General features: G+C 67.2%; 18 protein-coding genes, 2 tRNA genes and 1 pseudogene. 14 read left to right on the top strand and 7 right to left on the bottom strand.

Annotation, left to right across the window (positions count from 1 at the left end):
• Positions 1-28 precede the first annotated feature (28 nt).
• The 3 genes from recO (at position 29) to MSG_RS16670 (ending at position 2187) form a co-directional block, all read left to right on the top strand.
• Positions 29-826 carry a DNA repair protein RecO gene (gene recO / locus MSG_RS16680; RefSeq protein ID WP_096441265.1) on the top strand — a complete coding sequence of 266 codons (798 nt, stop codon included), beginning with the start codon at positions 29-31 and terminating at the stop codon, positions 824-826.
• A gap of 63 nt (positions 827-889) precedes the next feature.
• On the top strand, positions 890-1759 hold the full coding sequence (locus MSG_RS16675; protein ID WP_096441263.1) for a decaprenyl diphosphate synthase: 870 nt from the start codon (positions 890-892) through the stop codon (positions 1757-1759).
• Entirely contained in the window at positions 1759-2187 is a 429-nt protein-coding gene (locus MSG_RS16670) for a hypothetical protein (RefSeq protein WP_096441261.1), read from the top strand. Before MSG_RS16675 ends, MSG_RS16670 begins: the two co-directional genes overlap by 1 nt.
• Before the next feature lie 6 nt (positions 2188-2193).
• Here the strand turns inward: MSG_RS16670 and MSG_RS16665 are convergent, their stop codons facing one another.
• Together MSG_RS16665 and MSG_RS16660 are read right to left on the bottom strand one after the other, a co-directional pair.
• Positions 2194-2586: a Fur family transcriptional regulator gene (locus MSG_RS16665; protein ID WP_096441259.1), complete on the bottom strand. Its 393-nt coding sequence runs from the start codon at positions 2584-2586 to the stop codon at positions 2194-2196.
• 102 nt (positions 2587-2688) lie between these two features.
• Entirely contained in the window at positions 2689-3072 is a 384-nt protein-coding gene (locus tag MSG_RS16660; RefSeq protein WP_096441257.1) for an ArsR/SmtB family transcription factor, read from the bottom strand.
• Between the two features lie 214 nt (positions 3073-3286).
• Here MSG_RS16660 and MSG_RS16655 point away from each other — a divergent pair, with 214 nt between their 5' ends.
• The 3 genes and pseudogenes from MSG_RS16655 to MSG_RS26220 all read left to right on the top strand — a co-directional run.
• Entirely contained in the window at positions 3287-4678 is a 1392-nt protein-coding gene (locus MSG_RS16655; RefSeq protein WP_096444615.1) for a glycine--tRNA ligase, read from the top strand.
• 166 nt (positions 4679-4844) lie between these two features.
• Positions 4845-6017: a PPE family protein gene (locus MSG_RS16650; protein ID WP_096441255.1), complete on the top strand. Its 1173-nt coding sequence runs from the start codon at positions 4845-4847 to the stop codon at positions 6015-6017.
• 577 nt (positions 6018-6594) lie between these two features.
• A pseudogene (locus tag MSG_RS26220) lies at positions 6595-6751 on the top strand (hypothetical protein); the annotation flags it as partial.
• Between the two features lie 114 nt (positions 6752-6865).
• On the opposite strand, the gene MSG_RS16640 reads toward MSG_RS26220, so the two are convergent.
• The gene (locus MSG_RS16640; RefSeq protein ID WP_096441253.1) at positions 6866-8833 is read right to left on the bottom strand and encodes a TPM domain-containing protein; all 1968 of its coding nucleotides are present in this window, start codon (positions 8831-8833) and stop codon (positions 6866-6868) included.
• 64 nt (positions 8834-8897) lie between these two features.
• Between MSG_RS16640 and MSG_RS16635 the strand changes: the two genes are divergently transcribed.
• From MSG_RS16635 to dnaG, 3 genes are read left to right on the top strand one after another with little or no spacing between them, the layout of a single operon-like run.
• On the top strand, positions 8898-10172 hold the full coding sequence (locus MSG_RS16635; protein ID WP_096441251.1) for a deoxyguanosinetriphosphate triphosphohydrolase: 1275 nt from the start codon (positions 8898-8900) through the stop codon (positions 10170-10172).
• A 38-nt stretch (positions 10173-10210) separates the two neighbouring features.
• A complete protein-coding gene (gene sodC, locus MSG_RS16630; protein WP_096444613.1) occupies positions 10211-10810 on the top strand; it encodes a superoxide dismutase[Cu-Zn] in 600 nt (199 codons plus the stop codon).
• 55 nt (positions 10811-10865) lie between these two features.
• A complete protein-coding gene (gene dnaG, locus MSG_RS16625) occupies positions 10866-12785 on the top strand; it encodes a DNA primase (RefSeq protein ID WP_096441249.1) in 1920 nt (639 codons plus the stop codon).
• Here the strand turns inward: dnaG and MSG_RS16620 are convergent.
• A complete protein-coding gene (locus MSG_RS16620; RefSeq protein WP_096441247.1) occupies positions 12760-13026 on the bottom strand; it encodes a hypothetical protein in 267 nt (88 codons plus the stop codon). The genes dnaG and MSG_RS16620 overlap by 26 nt on opposite strands.
• A 160-nt stretch (positions 13027-13186) precedes the next feature.
• Here MSG_RS16620 and MSG_RS16615 point away from each other — a divergent pair.
• Positions 13187-13259, top strand: a tRNA-Asn gene (locus tag MSG_RS16615).
• Positions 13260-13366: 107 nt separating this feature from the next.
• Here the strand turns inward: MSG_RS16615 and MSG_RS16610 are convergent.
• Entirely contained in the window at positions 13367-13795 is a 429-nt protein-coding gene (locus MSG_RS16610; protein ID WP_142404473.1) for a hypothetical protein, read from the bottom strand.
• Between the two features lie 44 nt (positions 13796-13839).
• On the opposite strand from MSG_RS16610, the gene MSG_RS25220 reads away from it, so the two are divergent.
• The 4 genes from MSG_RS25220 to mtnC all read left to right on the top strand — a co-directional run bounded on the left by MSG_RS25220 (position 13840) and on the right by mtnC (position 16923).
• Positions 13840-13941 (top strand) — tRNA-Arg (locus MSG_RS25220).
• A gap of 80 nt (positions 13942-14021) precedes the next feature.
• Complete coding sequence (gene mtnA / locus MSG_RS16605; RefSeq protein WP_232011064.1) at positions 14022-15668, top strand: S-methyl-5-thioribose-1-phosphate isomerase; 1647 nt, start codon at positions 14022-14024, stop codon at positions 15666-15668.
• Positions 15665-16237 (top strand): 1,2-dihydroxy-3-keto-5-methylthiopentene dioxygenase, encoded by a 573-nt coding sequence (locus MSG_RS16600; protein WP_096441241.1) that lies wholly within the window; start codon positions 15665-15667, stop codon positions 16235-16237. Before mtnA ends, MSG_RS16600 begins: the two co-directional genes overlap by 4 nt.
• Positions 16234-16923 carry an acireductone synthase gene (gene mtnC, locus MSG_RS16595; RefSeq protein ID WP_096441239.1) on the top strand — a complete coding sequence of 230 codons (690 nt, stop codon included), beginning with the start codon at positions 16234-16236 and terminating at the stop codon, positions 16921-16923. The genes MSG_RS16600 and mtnC overlap by 4 nt, the downstream gene beginning before the upstream one ends.
• On the opposite strand, the gene MSG_RS16590 is transcribed toward mtnC, so the two are convergent.
• Both MSG_RS16590 and cysE read right to left on the bottom strand, forming a co-directional pair.
• Positions 16911-17189, bottom strand: a complete 279-nt coding sequence (locus MSG_RS16590) for an ANTAR domain-containing protein (RefSeq protein WP_142404474.1) — start codon at positions 17187-17189, stop codon at positions 16911-16913. The genes mtnC and MSG_RS16590 overlap by 13 nt on opposite strands.
• A gap of 280 nt (positions 17190-17469) precedes the next feature.
• A complete protein-coding gene (gene cysE / locus MSG_RS16585) occupies positions 17470-18156 on the bottom strand; it encodes a serine O-acetyltransferase (protein ID WP_096441235.1) in 687 nt (228 codons plus the stop codon).
• Between the last annotated feature and the right edge of the window lie 2 nt (positions 18157-18158).

Genomic DNA, 18158 nt, shown 5'->3' with positions numbered 1-18158 from the left:
TGTCGCGGCGGGGTGCAAAACTATTCAGATGCGGCTATATCGAGACCGAGCGGTTGTGCTGCGCCAGCACAAGCTCGGCGAAGCCGACCGAATCGTGACCCTGTTGACCCGTGACCACGGGCTGGTTCGCGCGGTCGCCAAGGGCGTGCGTCGCACCCGCAGCAAATTCGGCGCCCGGCTGGAGCCGTTCGCGCACATCGACGTGCAGCTGCACCCCGGCCGCAATCTCGACATCGTCACGCAGGTCGTTTCCATCGACGCGTTCGCCACCGACATCGTCAACGACTACGGCCGTTACACCTGCGGGTGCGCGATGCTGGAAACCGCGGAACGCCTCGCCGGGGAAGAACGGGCGCCCGCCCCGGCCCTGCATCGGCTCACGGTGGGTGCGCTGCGGGCGGTTGCCGACGGTCGCCGTTCCCGCGACCTGCTGCTGGACGCCTATCTGCTGCGTGCCATGGGCATCGCCGGGTGGGCGCCGGCGTTGATCGAATGCGCCCGCTGCGCCACGCCCGGCCCGCACCGCGCGTTTCACATCGCCGCCGGCGGCAGTGTCTGCCCGCATTGCCGCCCGGCCGGTTCGACGACGCCGCCGCTGGGCGTGCTGGAGTTGATGTCCGCGCTGCACGACGGCGATTGGGAGGCCGCCGAAGCGGCGCCGCAATCCCACCGCAGCCACGTCAGCGGATTGGTGGCCGCGCACCTGCAATGGCATTTGGAACGACAGCTCAAAACCTTACCGCTGGTGGAGCGCAACTATCGGATCGATCGCACCATCGCCGATCGGCGCGCCGCGCTGATCGGGCAGGATGAGGCCTGTGGCTAACGGGATGGCGGATCCGATCACCTCGGCCGCAGAGTCGTCTGCACCGAAGCCGGTGGGGCCGACGTGACAAACCGTGACTTCCCGCAATTGCCACCCGCGCCCGACGACTACCCGACCTTTCCCGACAAGTCGACGTGGCCGGTGCCGTTCCCCGACCTGCCGCCCGCGCCCGGCGGCGGTCCGAGCCGTCCACCGCAACACATTTCGAAGGCGTCCGCGCCGCGGATCCCGGCGGATCGGTTGCCCAACCATGTGGCCATCGTGATGGACGGCAACGGCCGCTGGGCCACCCGGCAGGGACTGACTCGCACCGACGGGCACAAGGCCGGCGAGGCGGTTGTCATCGACGTCGTCTGTGGTGCAATCGAAATCGGAATCAGGTGGCTCAGTCTCTATGCCTTCTCGACCGAGAACTGGAAGCGGTCCCCCGAGGAGGTCCGATTCCTGATGGGCTTCAACCGCGACGTGGTGCGGATGCGCCGGGTGAACCTCAACACGATCGGGGTCAACATCCGCTGGGTCGGTTCGCGGCCCCGCCTGTGGCGCAGCGTGATCAACGAGTTGGCGATCGCCGAGGAGATGACCAAGCACAACGACGTCATCACCGTCAACTACTGTGTCAACTACGGCGGACGTGCCGAAATCGCCGACGCCACAAGGGAAATCGCCCGTCTTGCCGCCGCCGGACGGCTCAACCCGGAGCGCATCACCGAGGCGACGGTGGCACAGCACCTGCAGCGACCCGACATCCCGGACGTGGATCTCTTTCTGCGCAGCTCGGGGGAGCAGCGCACCAGCAATTTCATGCTGTGGCAGGCGGCCTACGCCGAATACATCTTTCAGGACAAGCTGTGGCCCGACTATGACCGTCGCGATCTGTGGGCGGCCTGCGTTGAGTATGCGGACCGCAACCGAAGGTTCGGGAGCGCATAGTGTCATCACTGCAGGAGCGGCTGGACTCGATCTTTGGTGATGTTCTGCCCGTCGAACACGAATCCGACGGCGCGATAACGGTCCATCACGAGGGCACCTTCGCCTCGTTGCGGGTGGTGAACATCGCCGAGGGCCTGGACCTGGTGTCACTCACCCAGATAGTGGCGTGGGACCTGCCGTTGACCAAGAAGATCAGCGATCAGGTGGCCAAACAGGCCCGCGACAGCAACTTCGGCAACGTGACGCTGGTGGAGAAGGTCAGCGATAGAGCGGCGCAACGAAATCCGGGTAAGAACTCGTCCAAGACCGCAGATGTCATGCAGCGATACAACTTTCCCGGGGCCGGCCTGTCCGATGACGCCCTGCGCACGCTGATCCTGCTGGTGCTCGATTCCGGCGCTCAGCTGCGCTGCGCGCTGGTCGGCTGAGCCGGCTCAGGACCGGCACTCCGAGCAGGTGCCGAAGATCTCGATGGTGTGACTGACGTCGGTGAACCCGTGCTGGGCGGCCACTTGCTCGGCCCACTCTTCGACCTCATGGCCGCCCACCTCGATCGTCGAGCCACAGCTGCGGCACACCAGATGGTGGTGGTGGTGCTCCGAGCAGCTGCGGTACACCGACTCGCCGGTGTCGGTGCGCAGCGTGTCGACCTGTCCCGCCGTCGCCATCGACTGCAGCGTCCGGTAGACGGTGGTCAGCCCGATGTTCTCGCCGCGCCGGCGCAGCTCGTCGTGCAGCTCCTGGGCCGAGCGGAACTCCTGCAGGGTCTCCAACAGCTTGGCAATCGCGGCCCGCTGTCGAGTGGACCGGACGGTCGCACCGGTCATTCGCGCCGCTCCTCAGCATCGCTGGGCTTTGCGTCGTCGCCGGCACCGGTCATTCGCGCCGCTCCTCAGCATCGCTGGGCTTTGCGTCGTCGCCGGCGCGGGTCACTGCGCGTCCTCACCGGCGTGGGCCACGGCGTCGACGACGATGTGGGCAAGGTGATGATCGGCGAGCCGGTAGAGCACCTCGCGGCCGGAGCGCTCCCCGGTGACCACCCCGGCCGCCTTGAGGATCTTCAGATGCTGGCTGACCAGCGGCTGCGGTACCCCCAGGGCGTCCACCAGTTCGTGGACGCAGCGATGGGATTCGCGCAGCTGCAGCACGATGGCGATGCGCACGGGTGCGGCCAGGGCCCGCAGCAGTTCGCCGGCGGCGTCGAGAATTTCCCGCTGCGGTGGCTCCGGGTATTCGACGAACCGGGCATGGCCCCCGGCACCTGCCCCCCCGTGTCCATGGCCCACGGTCGGCGTTGAGGAGGACATCACCATGCGAGAGTCATCACCTCGAGAAAGTGCCGGTTAGTAGTGGCGCCGCCGTCACCAACAGCGATCAGCTTTCTCCACTGTCACATGCATGATGATGCATGTCAAAGACGGCCGTCGCGGGCCGATACCATGACTGAGGTTTTTCGTGCGGCACTTCGCCGCCGCACGCATCTGCCTCAATCGGAAAGCTCAATCGCAAAGCTCGATCGGAAAGGGAGTGGACCACCCCGTGGCGTCCGTCATCGACACCGTCGTCAACCTGGCCAAACGGCGGGGCTTCGTCTTTCCCTCCGGCGAGATCTACGGCGGCACCAAGTCGGCCTGGGACTACGGCCCGCTGGGTGTGGAGCTCAAGGAGAACATCAAGCGGCAGTGGTGGCGCTCGGTGGTCACCGGCCGCGACGACGTCGTCGGGCTCGATTCGTCGATCATCCTGCCGCGGCAGGTGTGGGTGGCCTCCGGCCACGTCGAGGTGTTCCACGACCCGCTGGTCGAATCGCTGATCACCCACAAGCGCTACCGCGCCGACCACCTCATCGAGGCATACGAGGCCAAGCACGGGCATCCGCCACCCAACGGCCTGGCCGATATCCGCGACCCCGACACCGGCGAGCCTGGCCAGTGGACCGAACCGCGCGAATTCAACATGATGCTCAAGACCTATCTCGGGCCGATCGAGACCGAGGAGGGGCTGCACTATCTGCGCCCCGAGACGGCGCAGGGTATCTTCATCAACTTCGCGAACGTGGTGACCACGGCACGCCGCAAACCGCCGTTCGGTATCGCCCAGATCGGCAAGAGCTTTCGCAACGAGATCACGCCGGGCAACTTCATCTTCCGCACCCGCGAGTTCGAACAGATGGAGATGGAGTTCTTCGTCGAGCCGTCGACCGCCAAAGAGTGGCACCAATATTGGATCGACACCCGGCGGCAGTGGTACATCGACCTGGGCATCAACCCGGAGAACCTGCGGCTCTACGAGCACGCCAAGGAGAAGTTGTCGCACTACTCCGACCGCACCGTCGACGTCGAGTACAAGTTCGGCTTCCAGGGCAACCCGTGGGGCGAGCTGGAGGGCGTCGCCAACCGGACCGACTTCGACTTATCAACGCACGCAAAGCATTCCGGTGTCGATCTGTCATTCTACGACCAGGTGACCGACACCCGGTACACGCCGTACGTCATCGAACCGGCAGCGGGCCTGACCCGGTCGTTCATGGCGTTTTTGATCGACGCCTACACCGAGGACGAAGCGCCGAACGCCAAGGGCGGCATGGACAAGCGCACGGTGCTGCGGCTCGACCCGCGGCTGGCGCCCGTCAAGGCCGCCGTCCTGCCGTTGTCGCGGCACGCCGACCTGAGCCCCAAGGCCCGCGACCTGGCTGCCGAATTGCGGCAATCGTGGAACATCGAGTTCGACGATGCCGGCGCCATCGGGCGGCGCTACCGGCGCCAGGACGAGATCGGCACGCCGTACTGCGTGACCGTCGACTTCGACTCCCTCGAGGACCACGCCGTCACCGTGCGCGAACGCGACGCCATGACTCAGGAACGTGTGGCGATCGACGCCGTCGCCGACTACCTGGCGGTGCGGCTCAAGGGCAGCTAGCGCCGCGGGGCGGACGCGGCGGGCATTTGCGCGAATGCGCGGATTTTGGGGCGCCTACGCCTTAAGATCGAGGTAATCTAGGCGGTTCCGGTCGCCGCGGGCGACTGTCGGGGTGGGCTCGTGGTTACCGGATTCGTTTGCTGAGCTGGGTGTACTGAGGTTTGTGATGGTTCCGGAGTTCATGTTTTTACCCCCGGAGATCAATTCCGGCCTGATGTTTGGCGGTGCCGGGGCCGGGTCGCTGTTTGCGGCCGCGGCGGCCTGGGCCGACTTGGCGTCGAATCTGTCGTCCTCGGCGTCGTCGTTCAGCGACGTCATCTCCGGCTTGACCAGCGGTAACTGGACGGGTCCCTCGGCAGAGGCGATGGCCCAGGCGGCCGTGCCCTACCTGCAGTGGCTGGCCGCCGCGGTCAGCCACGCCGAGGGCGCGGCAATGCAGGCGCAGGTGGCCGCCTCGGCATTCGAGACGGCGTTGGCGGCCACGGTGCATCCGGCCGCGGTGGCGGCGAATCGGACGACGCTGATGACGCTGATCGCGACGAACATCTTGGGTCAGAACACCGCAGCCATCTTCGCCACTGAGCTCGAGTACATCGAAATGTGGCTGCAGGACGTCGCCGCAATGTTCGGCTATCACGCGGGGGCATCGTCGGTGGCCGCCGCCTTCCCGACGATCACCGCGGCACCGTCGAGCCTGGCGGGTTTGTTCACGGCGCCGCTGTCGAATTTCTTGTCGTCGGTCGGCTCAGCGCTGGGCCCGAGCTTTTCGTCGCTGGTGTCGATGGCGCAGTCCGCGGTCGCCGAGGTGGGATCGTTGGTCTCGTCGGTTCCGGTGTCGTCCCTGGTGTCCGTGGCCCAGATCGGCGTGTATCCGGCGAGTGGGGTCTTACCGCCGATGATGGCGCTGGCGCACGGCGCCGCGCCCGCGACGGCGCTGGCCGGAGCCGAGGGGGTGCTGACCGCTGCTCCGGCGTTCGTCGGGTCGACCGCCCCGGCGATGTCGGCGCTCGGCGGCAGCGGGGGATTCGGTTCCCCGATCTCGGCCGGGCTGGGCTCGGCGCGGTTCGTGGGGGCCATTTCGGTGCCACCGGCATGGCAGGGTTCGATCCCGGCCCGGATCGTGACCGCCGCGATGACCGGGTTGGAGAGCGCGACACCGGGTGTTCCGGTTCCGGCCGGCTCGTCCGGGCCCGCGGGTGTGCCCGTGATGTCAGGGTCGGCACGTGGCGCCGGCGCCAGACCCGGCGTACCGGGAGCGGTGTCGGGCCGCGGCGGGCCGCACGCGAAGCATGTGGTGCAAACGCGGCCCCGTGTGGTGCCGCGGACCGAAGCCGGATAGCGCGGGGCGCCCCCGTGGGCGCCGAATAGCGCTCCACCGCAAGGCGATCCGGCTGCCCCGGGTGGCGGCGGCCCCGCAACCGGCCTGGGCCCTGACCGGACGTCGCCGATTTTCTATTTCGGTTGGATCGCGAGCCGCGTCCGCCTAATGACCAATTTCCTTTTCGCTCGGCGTCGAATTCCGAGCCGCGCGGCATCGTAAATCTCGATTGAACACACGTGTTGAACACATCGACGGCATCCACGCAGGCGATTTCCCCAGAGATTCTGCGATCCGGCGGTAACGCTCTCCCGATAGCGTTAAGTCGCGGAACACCTTGCCCAGCAAAGACTTTCGCTGGGAAAAGGCGCGAATACGATACCAAAAGTACCATACATCGCTCAATCGCGTACTGGCGGCGTGCGCGGGTGGAAGCGCTTCACTAACGGCGTCGGGCGACCGACGATATTGAACACAAGAAAAATAGGAAATCCCCACAATTTTTCCTCAGCGCTGATTTACGATCACCGAGGGCTTGGCGGTGATTTCTGCGCCGCCGAGTTCGGCTATACAGAGATCGGGCGTGGAAGGGGGCGTCATGTTATTGCCTCTCGGTTCGCCGTTGCCAGACGATGCTGTGTTAGCCGTTCGGGGTGAATCAGGCCTGCTTGGTGCCTTGTCAGTTCCGCTCGTTTGGGGCGTGGCTGTTCCGCCGGACGACTACGACCACTGGGCGCCGAAGCCGCAAGACGGCGACGAGGCCCAGGAAGCAGCGGGCAGCGAGCTGAGTTCGGAAGAGTGGGGACAATTCACCAAGTTGCCGCGGCGCGGTGTCGTACCGCACTCTCCGGCGGCCGGCTGAGCAACCCCTAGAACCGTCCGCCGCCACCGAGGTAGCCGCCGCCGGACGCGCTGGAGCGGCCGCCGAACGACGCCGGTGTCCAGCCGCCGGACCCGCCTCGCATTCCCGCGCTGAGCAGATCGCCGAAGATAATGCCCCCGAGCATCGCGCCGGTGTCGCTGCCGCTTCGTCGCGTGTAGGCTCGCCGAGCCGATTCGACATCGGCATTCGCCAACGACTGAGCCTTGGCGGCCAGCGTCGAGGCCGCGTTGGCGTGGGTGATGGCCTCGGCCGGGTCGGACGTCTTCTGCTCCTGGGCAGCTTGCAGGTGCCGTCTGGCTTCGGCGAGCCGCGTCCGCGCCTCTGGGCCGATGCCGCCCCGCCGGGTGTCGATGTACTCCGAGACCCCGTGCACCCGCGCCTCGGCCGTGAACAACGCCTCCTCCAAAGCCCGCTGCAGCCGCTCGGCGTCCGCCCGCTCGCTGTCCAGGGCGGCCGAGATTCGATGGAGTTCGGCATCGGCCTTCGTCAGCCGGGCAAAGGAGTCCAGCGGGTCGGCGGCACCCGCGCCGCCGGAGGCATTAAGGGCGGCGGTCGCCGCGTGGCGCACGGCAACCAGTTCGCTGCGGTGCGTCGACGTGGTGTTCTGCAACTGTTGATTGGCCCACTGAATCCCCGCCTGAGTGTCGGCCGCGACAGCCGGCAGGGCGTCGATGGCATGGCGAATGTCGTCGGCCGCGCCGTCGATTGCGTCGAGCAGGGCCCGAGCCTGGCCGAGTGCCGATTCGGTCGCGCGGACAGCATCGACCAGACGGGTCTGCTGCCCGCTCACCGCCTGGTCGGTTAGGGCGCGGGCCGTGTCGATGTTGCGGTCGGCGAACGCCAATCGCTCTTTGGCCGCTGTGATGTTGCCGGATACCGAAGTCAGTGCGGCGGGATCGAATTCGTTGTGCAGCTCGACCAACCGCCGTTCGGCCGGCGCGATGCGGGCGGTCAGCTCGACGACCTGCTGGGTCAGCGTCTGCAGGTGTTCCGGGGCGTTGATCACCAATTCCCGTAGCTGCTCGAACGCCTCGGCTTGTGATTCCAGTTCCCGGTCGGCGCGCGCCGCCGACACGATCACCTGGGTGAGCAACTCCCGGCGCTGCACCGGCGTCTCGGGTATCGCGTCATCGAGCTGCTGGCGCACGGTAAAGGCTTGAGACAGCGCGGCTTTCGCGTTGTTCACGGCCTGGGTGAACGGCACGGTGCGTTGGTCGCCGAATTCGTCGATCGCCAGGGTGAGCTCGTTGGAGCTGGTGCGCACCGCGTTGTCCACCTCCACCACCAGCGCGCGGGACAGGTCGTCGAGGGCCTCCAGCGGCACCGCGGCTAGCGCGGTGGCGTCGGTCGGGTCGACTTGCCGAGCGGCGGCCAGCGCGGCAGCGCGCCGTCGTTGCCGGCGGTAGCGCACGAACAGCACCAAAACCACCACCGCGATGACGACGACGGCGAGCATGACGAGCATCCACACCCGCCCGAGCGGGCTGGGTGCCGAGTTGAGTCCGTTGGCTGCGGCCACCGCCGCGCCGCTCCAGTCGCCGTCGCGCAGGTCGGGCTCAATCTGGTTGTGGCGCAGGTTGTCCACCTGGGTTTCGGTGACGCCCTTGATGCCGTTCGGCACCAAGAAGGCATAGGCGTGCCCGGTGGTGCTGATCGCCAGCAGCGCGTCGTAATCACCGAAATCGCTGGAGCGAATGGTCTGCTGCGCCCAGTTCAGCGCGCTCAGGCCGGAGAAGTCGTCGACGTAGACCACCCACAGCCGGATGTGGCGGTCGTTGTAGAGCTTGTCGATTGCCGACGCCACGTCGTCGTGACCGGACGTCGACAGCGCGCCCGCCTTGTCGGTGATCTGATCGGGCAGCCGAAACGGTGGCTGGGCGCCGGCCGGCGGTGCCGGCAGCAGGGTAACGGTGAGCATCGTCAGGATTACGCCGAGCAGCCGGGCAATGCGCATAGGTCAATCTAGCTCCGCGGACACCCACCTCCCTTGTTCGCGTTGCCTGGCAGACTGTGCTGCGGTGACTAAGGAGGCGGCCACGAACCAGCAAGACCCCTACGACGACTTCGACCGTCAACGGCGGGTGCAGGAGCCGCCGAAGACCGCGGGTCTGCCGGGCGCGGATGGTCAGCATCGCAGCGACTTCGCCCGGGACCGGGCGCGTGTGCTGCACAGCGCCGCGTTGCGCCGGCTGGCGGACAAGACGCAGGTGGTGGGGCCCCGGGAAGGGGACACCCCCCGCACTCGGCTGACGCATTCGCTGGAAGTGGCGCAGATCGGGCGGGGCATGGCGGTCGGGCTCGGCTGCGACCTCGACCTCGTGGAGTTGGCCGGGCTGGCACACGACATCGGGCATCCGCCCTACGGTCACAACGGCGAGCGTGCCCTCAACGAACTCGCCGACGAGCACGGCGGTTTCGAGGGCAACGCCCAGAATTTTCGGATCCTCACCAGCCTCGAGCCGAAAGTCATTGACCCACAGGGAAATAGCGCCGGGCTGAACCTGACTCGCGCCTCGCTGGACGCGGTCACCAAATATCCGTGGACACGCGTCGAGGGGCGACGTAAGTTCGGGTTCTACCAGGAAGACCGCGAGCCTGCGGCGTGGGTCCGGGACGGGGCACCGGAAGACCGGATGTGCCTGGAGGCTCAGGTGATGGACTGGGCGGACGACATCGCCTACTCGGTGCACGACGTCGAGGACGGCGTCGTCTCGCAGCGCATCGACCTGCGCGTGCTGGCCGACGAGGATGAGGCGGCCGCGCTGGCCAAACTGGGGGAGAGCGAGTTCTCCCGGGTGCGCGCCGACGATTTCCTGGCCGCCGCGCGCCGGCTTTCGGGGCTGCCGGTGGTGGCCGCCGTCGGCAAGTACGACGCCACGCTCGCCGCGTCGGTCGCGCTCAAGCGGCTGACCAGTGAACTGGTCGGGCGGTTCGCGACGGCCGCGATCGCGACCACCCGCGCGGCCGCCGGCTCCGGTCCGCTGGTGCGCTACCAAGCCGACCTGCAAGTGCCGGACTTGGTGCGCGCCGAGGTTGCCCTGCTGAAAATCCTTGCGCTGCAGTTCATCATGTCCGACCCGCGGCATCTCGAGACGCAAGCCCGGCAGCGTGAACGCATCCACCGGGTCGCGCACTGGTTGCTTGCGGGGGCGCCCGAGACCCTCGATCCCGTCTTCGCCGCGGCGTTCGTCACCGCCGCCGACGACGGTGCCCGGCTCCGCGTCGTCGTCGATCAGATCGCCTCCTACACCGAGGGCCGGCTGGAACGAATCGACTCCCCGGCGGGACGGTAGGTGTATTCGTGGCCGCATTGCGGGGTTACGCTGCCGACATGACCAGAAGCGCCGCCTTGTTGTTGTCGTTGCCCCTCCTGGCCGTGGCCGCCTGCAGCTCGCCGCAGCACGCCAGCACCCAGCCGGGTACCACCCCGCCGGTTCTCAGCGGCTCGGCCGCACCCTCGACGACGGCGGGCCCGGTGCCAAGTGGTCAAGCCCTCTCCGCCGTCCTCAAGGCGCCGGACGGCCGGCAAGTGGCCACGGCCACCTTCGACTTCACCGACGGGTACGTGACCGTCACCGTCAAGACGGACACGCCCGGCATCCTGGCGCCGGGCCTGCACGGCATGCACGTACACGAGATCGGCAAGTGTGAACCGAATTCGGTCGCCCCGACCGGCGGCGCACCCGGCAACTTCCTGTCGGCGGGCGGGCATTACCAGGTGCCCGGGCACACCGGAAAGCCCGAGAGCGGCGATCTGTCGTCGCTCGATGTCCGCAAGGACGGATCCGCCTATCTGGTGACCACCACCGACGCGTTCACCCGGGACGACCTGCTGGCGGGAAACCGGACGGCGTTCATGCTGCACGGCCCGCAGGACAGCGACATGGCGATGGACCGGGTGGCCTGCGGCGTGATCGGCCCGGCCGGCTGAGCAGCTCGGCCCGGGTTTGACTGAGCGCCCGGCGCCGGCGTCCTAGACTGACCCGATGGCTGGCCGCATCTCCGATCGTGATGTTGCCGCCATCCGTGAACGCGCCCGCATCGAGGACGTGGTGGGCGACTACGTGCAGCTGCGCCGCGCCGGCGCGGACTCGCTGAAGGGCCTGTGTCCCTTCCACAACGAGAAGTCCCCGTCGTTTCATGTGCGACCCAACCACGGCCACTTCCACTGCTTCGGCTGCGGTGAAGGCGGTGACGTGTACGCGTTCGTGCAGAAGATAGAACACGTCAGCTTTGTTGAGGCGGTCGAGATGCTCGCCGACCGCATCGGCCACACGATCACCTACACCGGCGCCGCCGCCACCAACGTCCAGCGCGACCGGGGGAGCCGCAGTCGGCTCGTGGCGGCCAACGCGGCCGCCGCGGAGTTTTACGCGCAGGCGCTGGACTCCGACGAGGCGGCGCCGGCGCGACAGTATCTGACCGAGCGGAATTTCGACGCCGAGGCCGCGCGGCGGTTCGGCTGCGGCTTCGCGCCGTCCGGCTGGGAGACGTTGACAAAACACTTGCTGCGCAAGGGTTTCGAGTTCAAGGAGCTGGAGGCCGCGGGCTTGTCCCGGGAAGGACGACGAGGACCGATGGACCGCTTCCACCGGCGCCTGCTGTGGCCCATCCGCACGTCGGCGGGCGAGGTGATCGGGTTCGGGGCCCGGCGGTTGTTCGACGACGACCCGATGGAAGCCAAATACATCAACACGCCCGAGACGGTGCTGTACAAGAAATCGTCGGTGATGTTCGGTATCGACCTGGCCAAGCGGGATATCGCCAAGGGTCATCAGGCGGTCGTCGTCGAGGGCTACACCGACGTGATGGCGATGCACCTGGCCGGGGTCACCACCGCCGTCGCGTCCTGCGGCACCGCCTTCGGCGACGAGCACCTGGCGATGCTGCGCCGGCTGATGATGGACGACAGCTTCTTTCGCGGCGAACTGATCTATGTGTTCGACGGCGATCAGGCCGGCCGTGCCGCCGCGCTCAAGGCCTTCGACGGCGAGCAGAATCTCGCGGGCCAGTCCTTCGTCGCGGTGGCCCCCGACGGCATGGATCCCTGCGATCTGCGGCTGAAATCCGGCGACGGTGCGCTGCGCGATCTGGTTGCCCGCCGAACCCCGTTGTTCGAGTTCGCGATTCGCACGGCGCTGGGCGAGATGGACCTGGACAGCGCCGAGGGCCGGGTCGCCGCGCTTCGGCGCTGTGTGCCCATGGTGAGCCAGATCAAAGACCCGACGCTGCGCGACGAGTACGCACGGCAGCTGGCCGGGTGGGTCGGCTGGGACGATGTCGCGCAGGTCATCGACCGGGTGCGCAGCTCGGCGAAGAATCCGAAGGCTCCCGCTCGCGGCGCCGTCGCGGCCACCGCGTCCCGCCGGGCCGCGCGGCCGCCCGCCGCGAAGGCCGAGCCCGCCGCCGCCCGCCCGGATCCGCGTGACCCCACCCTGTGGCCGCAGCGCGAGGCGCTCAAGGCGGCGCTGCAGTACCCGGCGTTCGCGGGCCCGGTGTTCGACTCGCTGACCGTGGAGAGCTTCACCCATCCCGGGTACGCGGCCGTGCGCGCGGCCCTCGATGCGGCGGGTGGCACCGGGGCCGGCTCCAGCGGCGCACAGTGGCTGGAGGCGGTGCGCCAGCAGACCACCTCGGCGCTCACGGGCAGCCTGATCAGCGAGTTGGGCGTCGAGGCCATCGCCGTCGACGAGGAGCGGCTGCCCCGCTACATCGCCGGGGTAATGGCCCGCCTGCAAGAGGTGTGGATGGGCCGCCAGATCGCCGAGGTCAAGTCCAAACTGCAGCGCATGTCACCCATCGACCACGGGGACGAGTATCACGCCCTGTTCGGCGATCTGGTCGCCATGGAGGCCTACCGGCGCAGCCTGCTGGAGCAGGCTAGCGGCGACGATCTGACGGTATGAGGGTCACATCGGCGGGACGCTCGACGACGGCCGTCTGCTCGTCGATCTCGGCCACCGTCACGAATCCCGCGTCCGGCGAGATGCGATTGGCGACCTTGCGCCGTCCCCCCTCGATCATCGCCTTGGCCACCGGGCTGCTGGTCAGCGCGCGGTAGGTGCCGACGAGCTGCTCGTAGCGGCGACGTCCTGCCTTGGAGCCCAGCACGTAGCCCAGTCCGAGCACAACGACATATCGGATCAAAGCGTTCCTCCCGGGGATCTATGGCTCCATCCTGCCTCACTCGGCAGGGTGCGTGCGCCCCCGATCGATCTCGCCGGCGCTGGCCCGCAAGTTGGGTCCGGGGGCGTCGGTACGCTAGAGTCGTCCAGCGATCCGCGCTACGAGCGTCGGACCAGGTTAATCCCCTGTAGCTCAATTGGCAGAGCATTCGGCTGTTAACCGAAGGGTTGGTGGTTCGAGTCCACCCGGGGGAGCCGGGCAATGGCGCGATTCATCCCGCTCTCCGAATCGCGCCGAGCGCGTGCCAGCATCCGGATTACAGTGACCGCCACGATCACGCGTTTGCCACAAAGGCCGCTTGTCAAATGACGCGGAACGGCACTTGATCGTAGAAGTCGCTGAAGGCGCCGAAAGCGTCATTTTTTTGGCAGTGGAGAACCCGCGCGGCGTCGCGGTCCCAGCTCGTGATGTCGAGGCCGTCGACACCAGTGCCGATCGGCAGGATTGCGCGGCAGCCGTCGACGTTGGCGTAGTCGACGCGGTCGACTAGTGATCCGCGCCAGAAAACGTCGGCGCTGGCGATGAGCACCGAGTTATCGGGAAAGACTGCGGACCATCCGAATTCGGTGCCAGACCGGGACGGGGAGCCAAAGCGCAGCCCGTAGCAGATGGTCAAGTCGATGTCCGGTTTGTACACGAGTGTGGTGTGGTCGAATCGGCTTTTCTGATTGTCGCCTTCGTCGATTTTATGCCAGTCGGCCGGTTCGGATTCCCGCACCAACTGGCGCAAGTCGGCCAGTGTTGTCATTTCAGCGTGTGCCCCTTAACGAGCTTTCCACCGTTCCGCGCGGGAAGCGTACGCCGATATGGTGTGTGCTGCACGCCGAATCATTCCGAATATGCGCGTCGGTGGTTCGAGTCCACCCGGCGGAGCCACCCGAGTCGAGCCCCCTTCATTCGGTCTGGCCGAGCCAAAATCTAGTTTTCACACCGGGTGCCGGGCCACGATATGGCCCGTGGCTGCAGTTGGCTTGCGGTCGGAGCGCTTCGCGGAGAGTTCGATCACCTGGGACGATGACGCGCTGGTCGTGATCGACCAGCGCGCGTTGCCCCACGAGTTGCGTCGGCTGCGGCTCAGCACGGTCGACGACGTCATCGAGGCGATCCAGACCCTGGCCATTCGCGGGGCCCCGGCGATCGGGGTGTCCGGTGCATTCGCGGTGGTGCTCGCCGCGCTGGCCCATCCGGGTGACACCGAAAAGGTTCAGGTCGAGGCCGAGCGAATCGCCGCGGCCCGCCCCACCGCGGTGAATCTCGCCTGGGGTGTACGGCGCGCGCTGTCGCGGCTGCCCGAGGGAACGCAGGCGGTGCTGACGGAGGCCCGGCAGTTGTTGGACGACGACGGGCGAGTCAACCGGGCCGCCGCCACTCATGCCGCGGACCTGATCCAGCGACTGGGACCTGACCGGCCACTGCGCATTCTCACCCATTGCAACACCGGCAGATTGGCCACCACCGCATTCGGCACCGCCATCGGCGCCCTGCGCGTGCTGCACGAACGCGGGCTGATCGACGACGTCGTGGTCGGCGAGACCCGTCCCCTGTTGCAAGGGGCCAGGCTTACGGCATGGGAACTGGCCGAGGCCGGCATCCCGCATCGGCTGACCATCGATTCGGCCGCGGCGTGGGCCATGGCGACGGGTCAGGTCGACTGTGTGATCGTCGGCGCGGACCGCATCGCCGCCGACGGTTCCGTGGCCAACAAGATCGGCACCTACGGCCTGGCGGTGGCGGCGCGTAGGCACGCTATTCCTTTCATCGTGGTCGCACCCGAGTCGACGCGCGATCCGGCGACGCGGACCGGGCGCGACATCGTCGTCGAAGAGCGCGTGCCGGGGGAGGTCACGCATGTCGGTGGTGTCGCGACCGCCCCCGAGGGCGTCGCCGTCTTCAACCCAGCCTTCGACGTCACCCCGCCCGATTTGGTCACCGCGGTCGTCACCGAGAATGGCGTCGTCGGTCCGCAGGCGCCCTCGTCGGCGAAGACCCCGGTCGGGCAACGTATTGCCGATGTCGCCCGCCGGTTGTACACCCGCGGCTGGATGCCGGGAACAGCCGGCAACATCTCGGTGCGCACCGGTGACACCGCGGTGATCACCGGCAGCGGGTTGTCCAAGGGAGAGCTCAGCGCGGACGACGTGGTCACGGTAACGATCGCCGATGCCCAATCGGTCTCGGGAACCTGCCGGCCCTCGGCAGAGACCGCTATCCACACCGCCATCTATCGCGCCACCGGCGCGCAGGCGGTGGTGCATGTCCATCCGCCGCATGCGACCGCTCAGTCGGTCGGTGCGCCGGATGCATTGAGATTCAGCGGATATGAGCTCATCAAAGGCCTGGGGACCAGCCACACCATCGAGATTCCGGTCTTCATCAATCACGCCGACGCGGCCCGCATCGGTGCCGAGGTCCAGCAATACCTGGCCGGCCATCCGGACGCAGCGCCGGTGTTGTTAATCGCCGGCCACGGCATCACCGCCTGGGGCGCCGACCTCGCGCAAGCCCGTGATCGCGCCGAGTGTCTGGAGGCCCTCTGCGAGTTGGCGACGCTGACGGGCCGTCGCGAAATCGACTCTCACACAAACGCTTTGGAATCAGCATGACGCTGGTCCAGGTCATGGCCGACAGTGACGCCGCCGACATACGAGTACGCACCGACGACGCGGGGCTGATCGCGGTGGAATTGGCCAAGCGCGGTATCGTGTTCGACCGCTGGCCTACCCTCCCCGGCGTCGGGGCGCAAACCTCGACGGCCGAGATCATGGCACACTATCGCGACCACGTTGCGGAACTCAATCTTACGGGCCGCTACCAACACATCGACATCGCGCGGCTGCAGCCCGCTCCCGGCGATCCGGAATGGCTCGACACTGCGAGGGCCGCCCGCGAGAAATTTCGCTCCGAGCATCGGCATGCCGAGGACGAAGTGCGATTCTTCGTCGCCGGGCGAGGTTGTTTCTATCTGCACCTGGAGCCGGAAGTCGTTGCGGTGCTGTGCAATGGGGGCGACCTGCTCTCGGTCCCGGCGGGCACCCGGCATTGGTTCGACATGGGGGCGCGACCCGATTTCGTCGCGATCCGCTTCTTCGAAGAGCAGGACGGTTGGATCGGCGATTTCACCGGCGATCCGATCGGCGAACATTTCCCGACGCTTGACCAGCTGACAGCGTGATCGCCGCCGTCGTCATCGACATCGAGGGCACCACCAGCCCGACGAGTTCGGTGCGCGATGGCCTGTATGGCTACACCCGGCAGCACCTTCCGCGGTGGCTCGCCGAGAACCGCGGCGGTGCAGCCGATTCGGTCATCAGCGACACTCGCAAACTTGCGAAACGACCCGATGCCGACGCCGCCGAGGTCACCGAAATCCTCTGCGAATGGCTGACTTCCGATGTCAAGGCAGAACCGCTCAAGTTGGCCCAGGGCTTGGTCTGTGCCGAAGGTTTCCGCAACGGAGCGCTGCAAGGTGAATTCTTCGACGACGTCCGGCCCGCGTTGCTGTCCTGGCACATGGCCGGCCGTGGGCTGCATGTCTTCTCGTCGGGTTCGGTGCGCAACCAACAGGATTGGTTTGCCCATGCCCGCGGCGGAGAACTTGCCTCCGTGATCAGCGGCTGGTTCGATCTGGCCTTGGTAGGGGCCAAGCGGGAGAGCGCGTCCTACCTGAGGATCGCGCACGCGATTGGCCTACCCGCCAAGGACATCCTGTTCCTGTCCGACGACCCCGACGAACTCGACGCCGCGGTCGCGGCCGGCTGGTCGGTGCTGGGGGTGGCCCGGGCCGGAGAGCCCAATTCCCCGCGACCACCGCATCGTTGGATCGACTCGTTTGCACAGGTCGAGCTTCACAGCAGGTAGGTCAGGCCCCACTCACGTTCGGCGGCGAGTTGGGCGGCGATGTCGCCCTGGACGTCGTCCTCCCGGCTGGCGAGGCTGACCAGGGCGCCGGCCAGGGCAAAGACGGGGACACGGTGCCGCTCGCTGACCGAGATCAGTTCCCGAAAGGCGGCGTGCGCGCTGTACCGGCGCCAGCCGACGAGGATGCCGATTGCGGTGTCCAGGGCCCGGATGTCCGGTTTGCGTCCTGGGCTGAGGTGTGGCTGACTCGCGAGGGTTTCAGTCATGTCGATCTCCTGATTCGAAATATGGTTTCCGGTAGGCGTTTCGACGCCTATAAGTGGTAGCTCATTGAAGAGCATGAGAGGCAAGCAGATTGGACGACGCACCGAACGGGCGCCGGGACCTCAATGGCAACAGTGCGCCGCGCGGCAGCGCCGAGCGACCAGGCGCCGCGAGAACTGTTGCATCAGCTCAGTCTAGGTGCATACGGGCGTAGCAAAAGGTTTGGGGTACAAGTGATTTAAACCGCGATCCCCGCCGTCGCTTTGTCTACCGGCCCGATCCTCAGATCGAGAAGTCCTCGCCGTGCCACACCCCGGCCTCTGGCGGGCGGATGTTGCGGCCGCTCTGTTGGTGGTTGGTGGACTGCGCTTCGAGTGTGGCCACCCGGGTAAGCAGCTGCTGCAGGCTGACACCGACGAGGTCGGGCATCAGCGAGTCGTCCGGACTGCCGGGTTTGGCCCGGCTGATGATCTGCCCCGGCACCCCGACGACGACGGCGCCGGACGGCACTTCCTTGACCACGACGGAGTTGGCGCCGATCCGGCTGTCGTCGCCAATTTTGATGGGCCCCAATATCTTTGCGCCGGCGCCGATGATCACGCGATCGCCGATGGTGGGGTGGCGTTTTCCGGGATCGGAGCTGGTGCCGCCGAGAGTCACCCCGTGAAAGATCGTGACGTCGTCGCCCACCTCCGCGGTTTCGCCGATCACCACGCCGGTGGCGTGGTCGATGAACAAACCGGTGCCGAGGGTTGCCCCGGGGTGGATTTCCACCCCGGTCAGAATGCGGGTGAGTTCCGCCAGGCCGCGCGCGGCGACCTTGGCGCCGCGGCTCCACAGCCAGTGGCTGATGCGATGTCCCCAAATGGCGTGCACGCCGGGGTAGGCGACGATGACCTGCAGTGTGGACGGCCGGGCTGGATCACTGTCCTTGACCGCCTGGATGTCCTGCCGTATCGCCGCCAGCATGG

Origin of the sequence: Mycobacterium shigaense (assembly GCF_002356315.1) — a bacterium.
Classification (GTDB): Bacteria; Actinomycetota; Actinomycetes; order Mycobacteriales; family Mycobacteriaceae; genus Mycobacterium; species Mycobacterium shigaense.
Note: the sequence above shows the minus strand (reverse complement) of the source record. Positions and strands in the feature narration are given on the sequence as shown.

What these genes read in the sequence shown, in the direction of transcription:
- MSG_RS16650 (WP_096441255.1), top strand. Translation starts at nt 4,845, where the DNA reads ATGGTTCCGGAGTTCATGTTTTTACCCCCGGAGATCAATTCCGGCCTG.
- cysE (WP_096441235.1), bottom strand. Translation starts at nt 18,156, where the DNA reads ATGCTGGCGGCGATACGGCAGGACATCCAGGCGGTCAAGGACAGTGAT.
- sodC (WP_096444613.1), top strand. Translation starts at nt 10,211, where the DNA reads ATGACCAGAAGCGCCGCCTTGTTGTTGTCGTTGCCCCTCCTGGCCGTG.
- MSG_RS16665 (WP_096441259.1), bottom strand. Translation starts at nt 2,586, where the DNA reads ATGACCGGTGCGACCGTCCGGTCCACTCGACAGCGGGCCGCGATTGCC.
- recO (WP_096441265.1), top strand. Translation starts at nt 29, where the DNA reads ATGCGGCTATATCGAGACCGAGCGGTTGTGCTGCGCCAGCACAAGCTC.
- MSG_RS16600 (WP_096441241.1), top strand. Translation starts at nt 15,665, where the DNA reads ATGACGCTGGTCCAGGTCATGGCCGACAGTGACGCCGCCGACATACGA.
- MSG_RS16660 (WP_096441257.1), bottom strand. Translation starts at nt 3,072, where the DNA reads ATGGTGATGTCCTCCTCAACGCCGACCGTGGGCCATGGACACGGGGGG.
- MSG_RS16590 (WP_142404474.1), bottom strand. Translation starts at nt 17,189, where the DNA reads ATGACTGAAACCCTCGCGAGTCAGCCACACCTCAGCCCAGGACGCAAA.
- dnaG (WP_096441249.1), top strand. Translation starts at nt 10,866, where the DNA reads ATGGCTGGCCGCATCTCCGATCGTGATGTTGCCGCCATCCGTGAACGC.
- MSG_RS16640 (WP_096441253.1), bottom strand. Translation starts at nt 8,833, where the DNA reads ATGCGCATTGCCCGGCTGCTCGGCGTAATCCTGACGATGCTCACCGTT.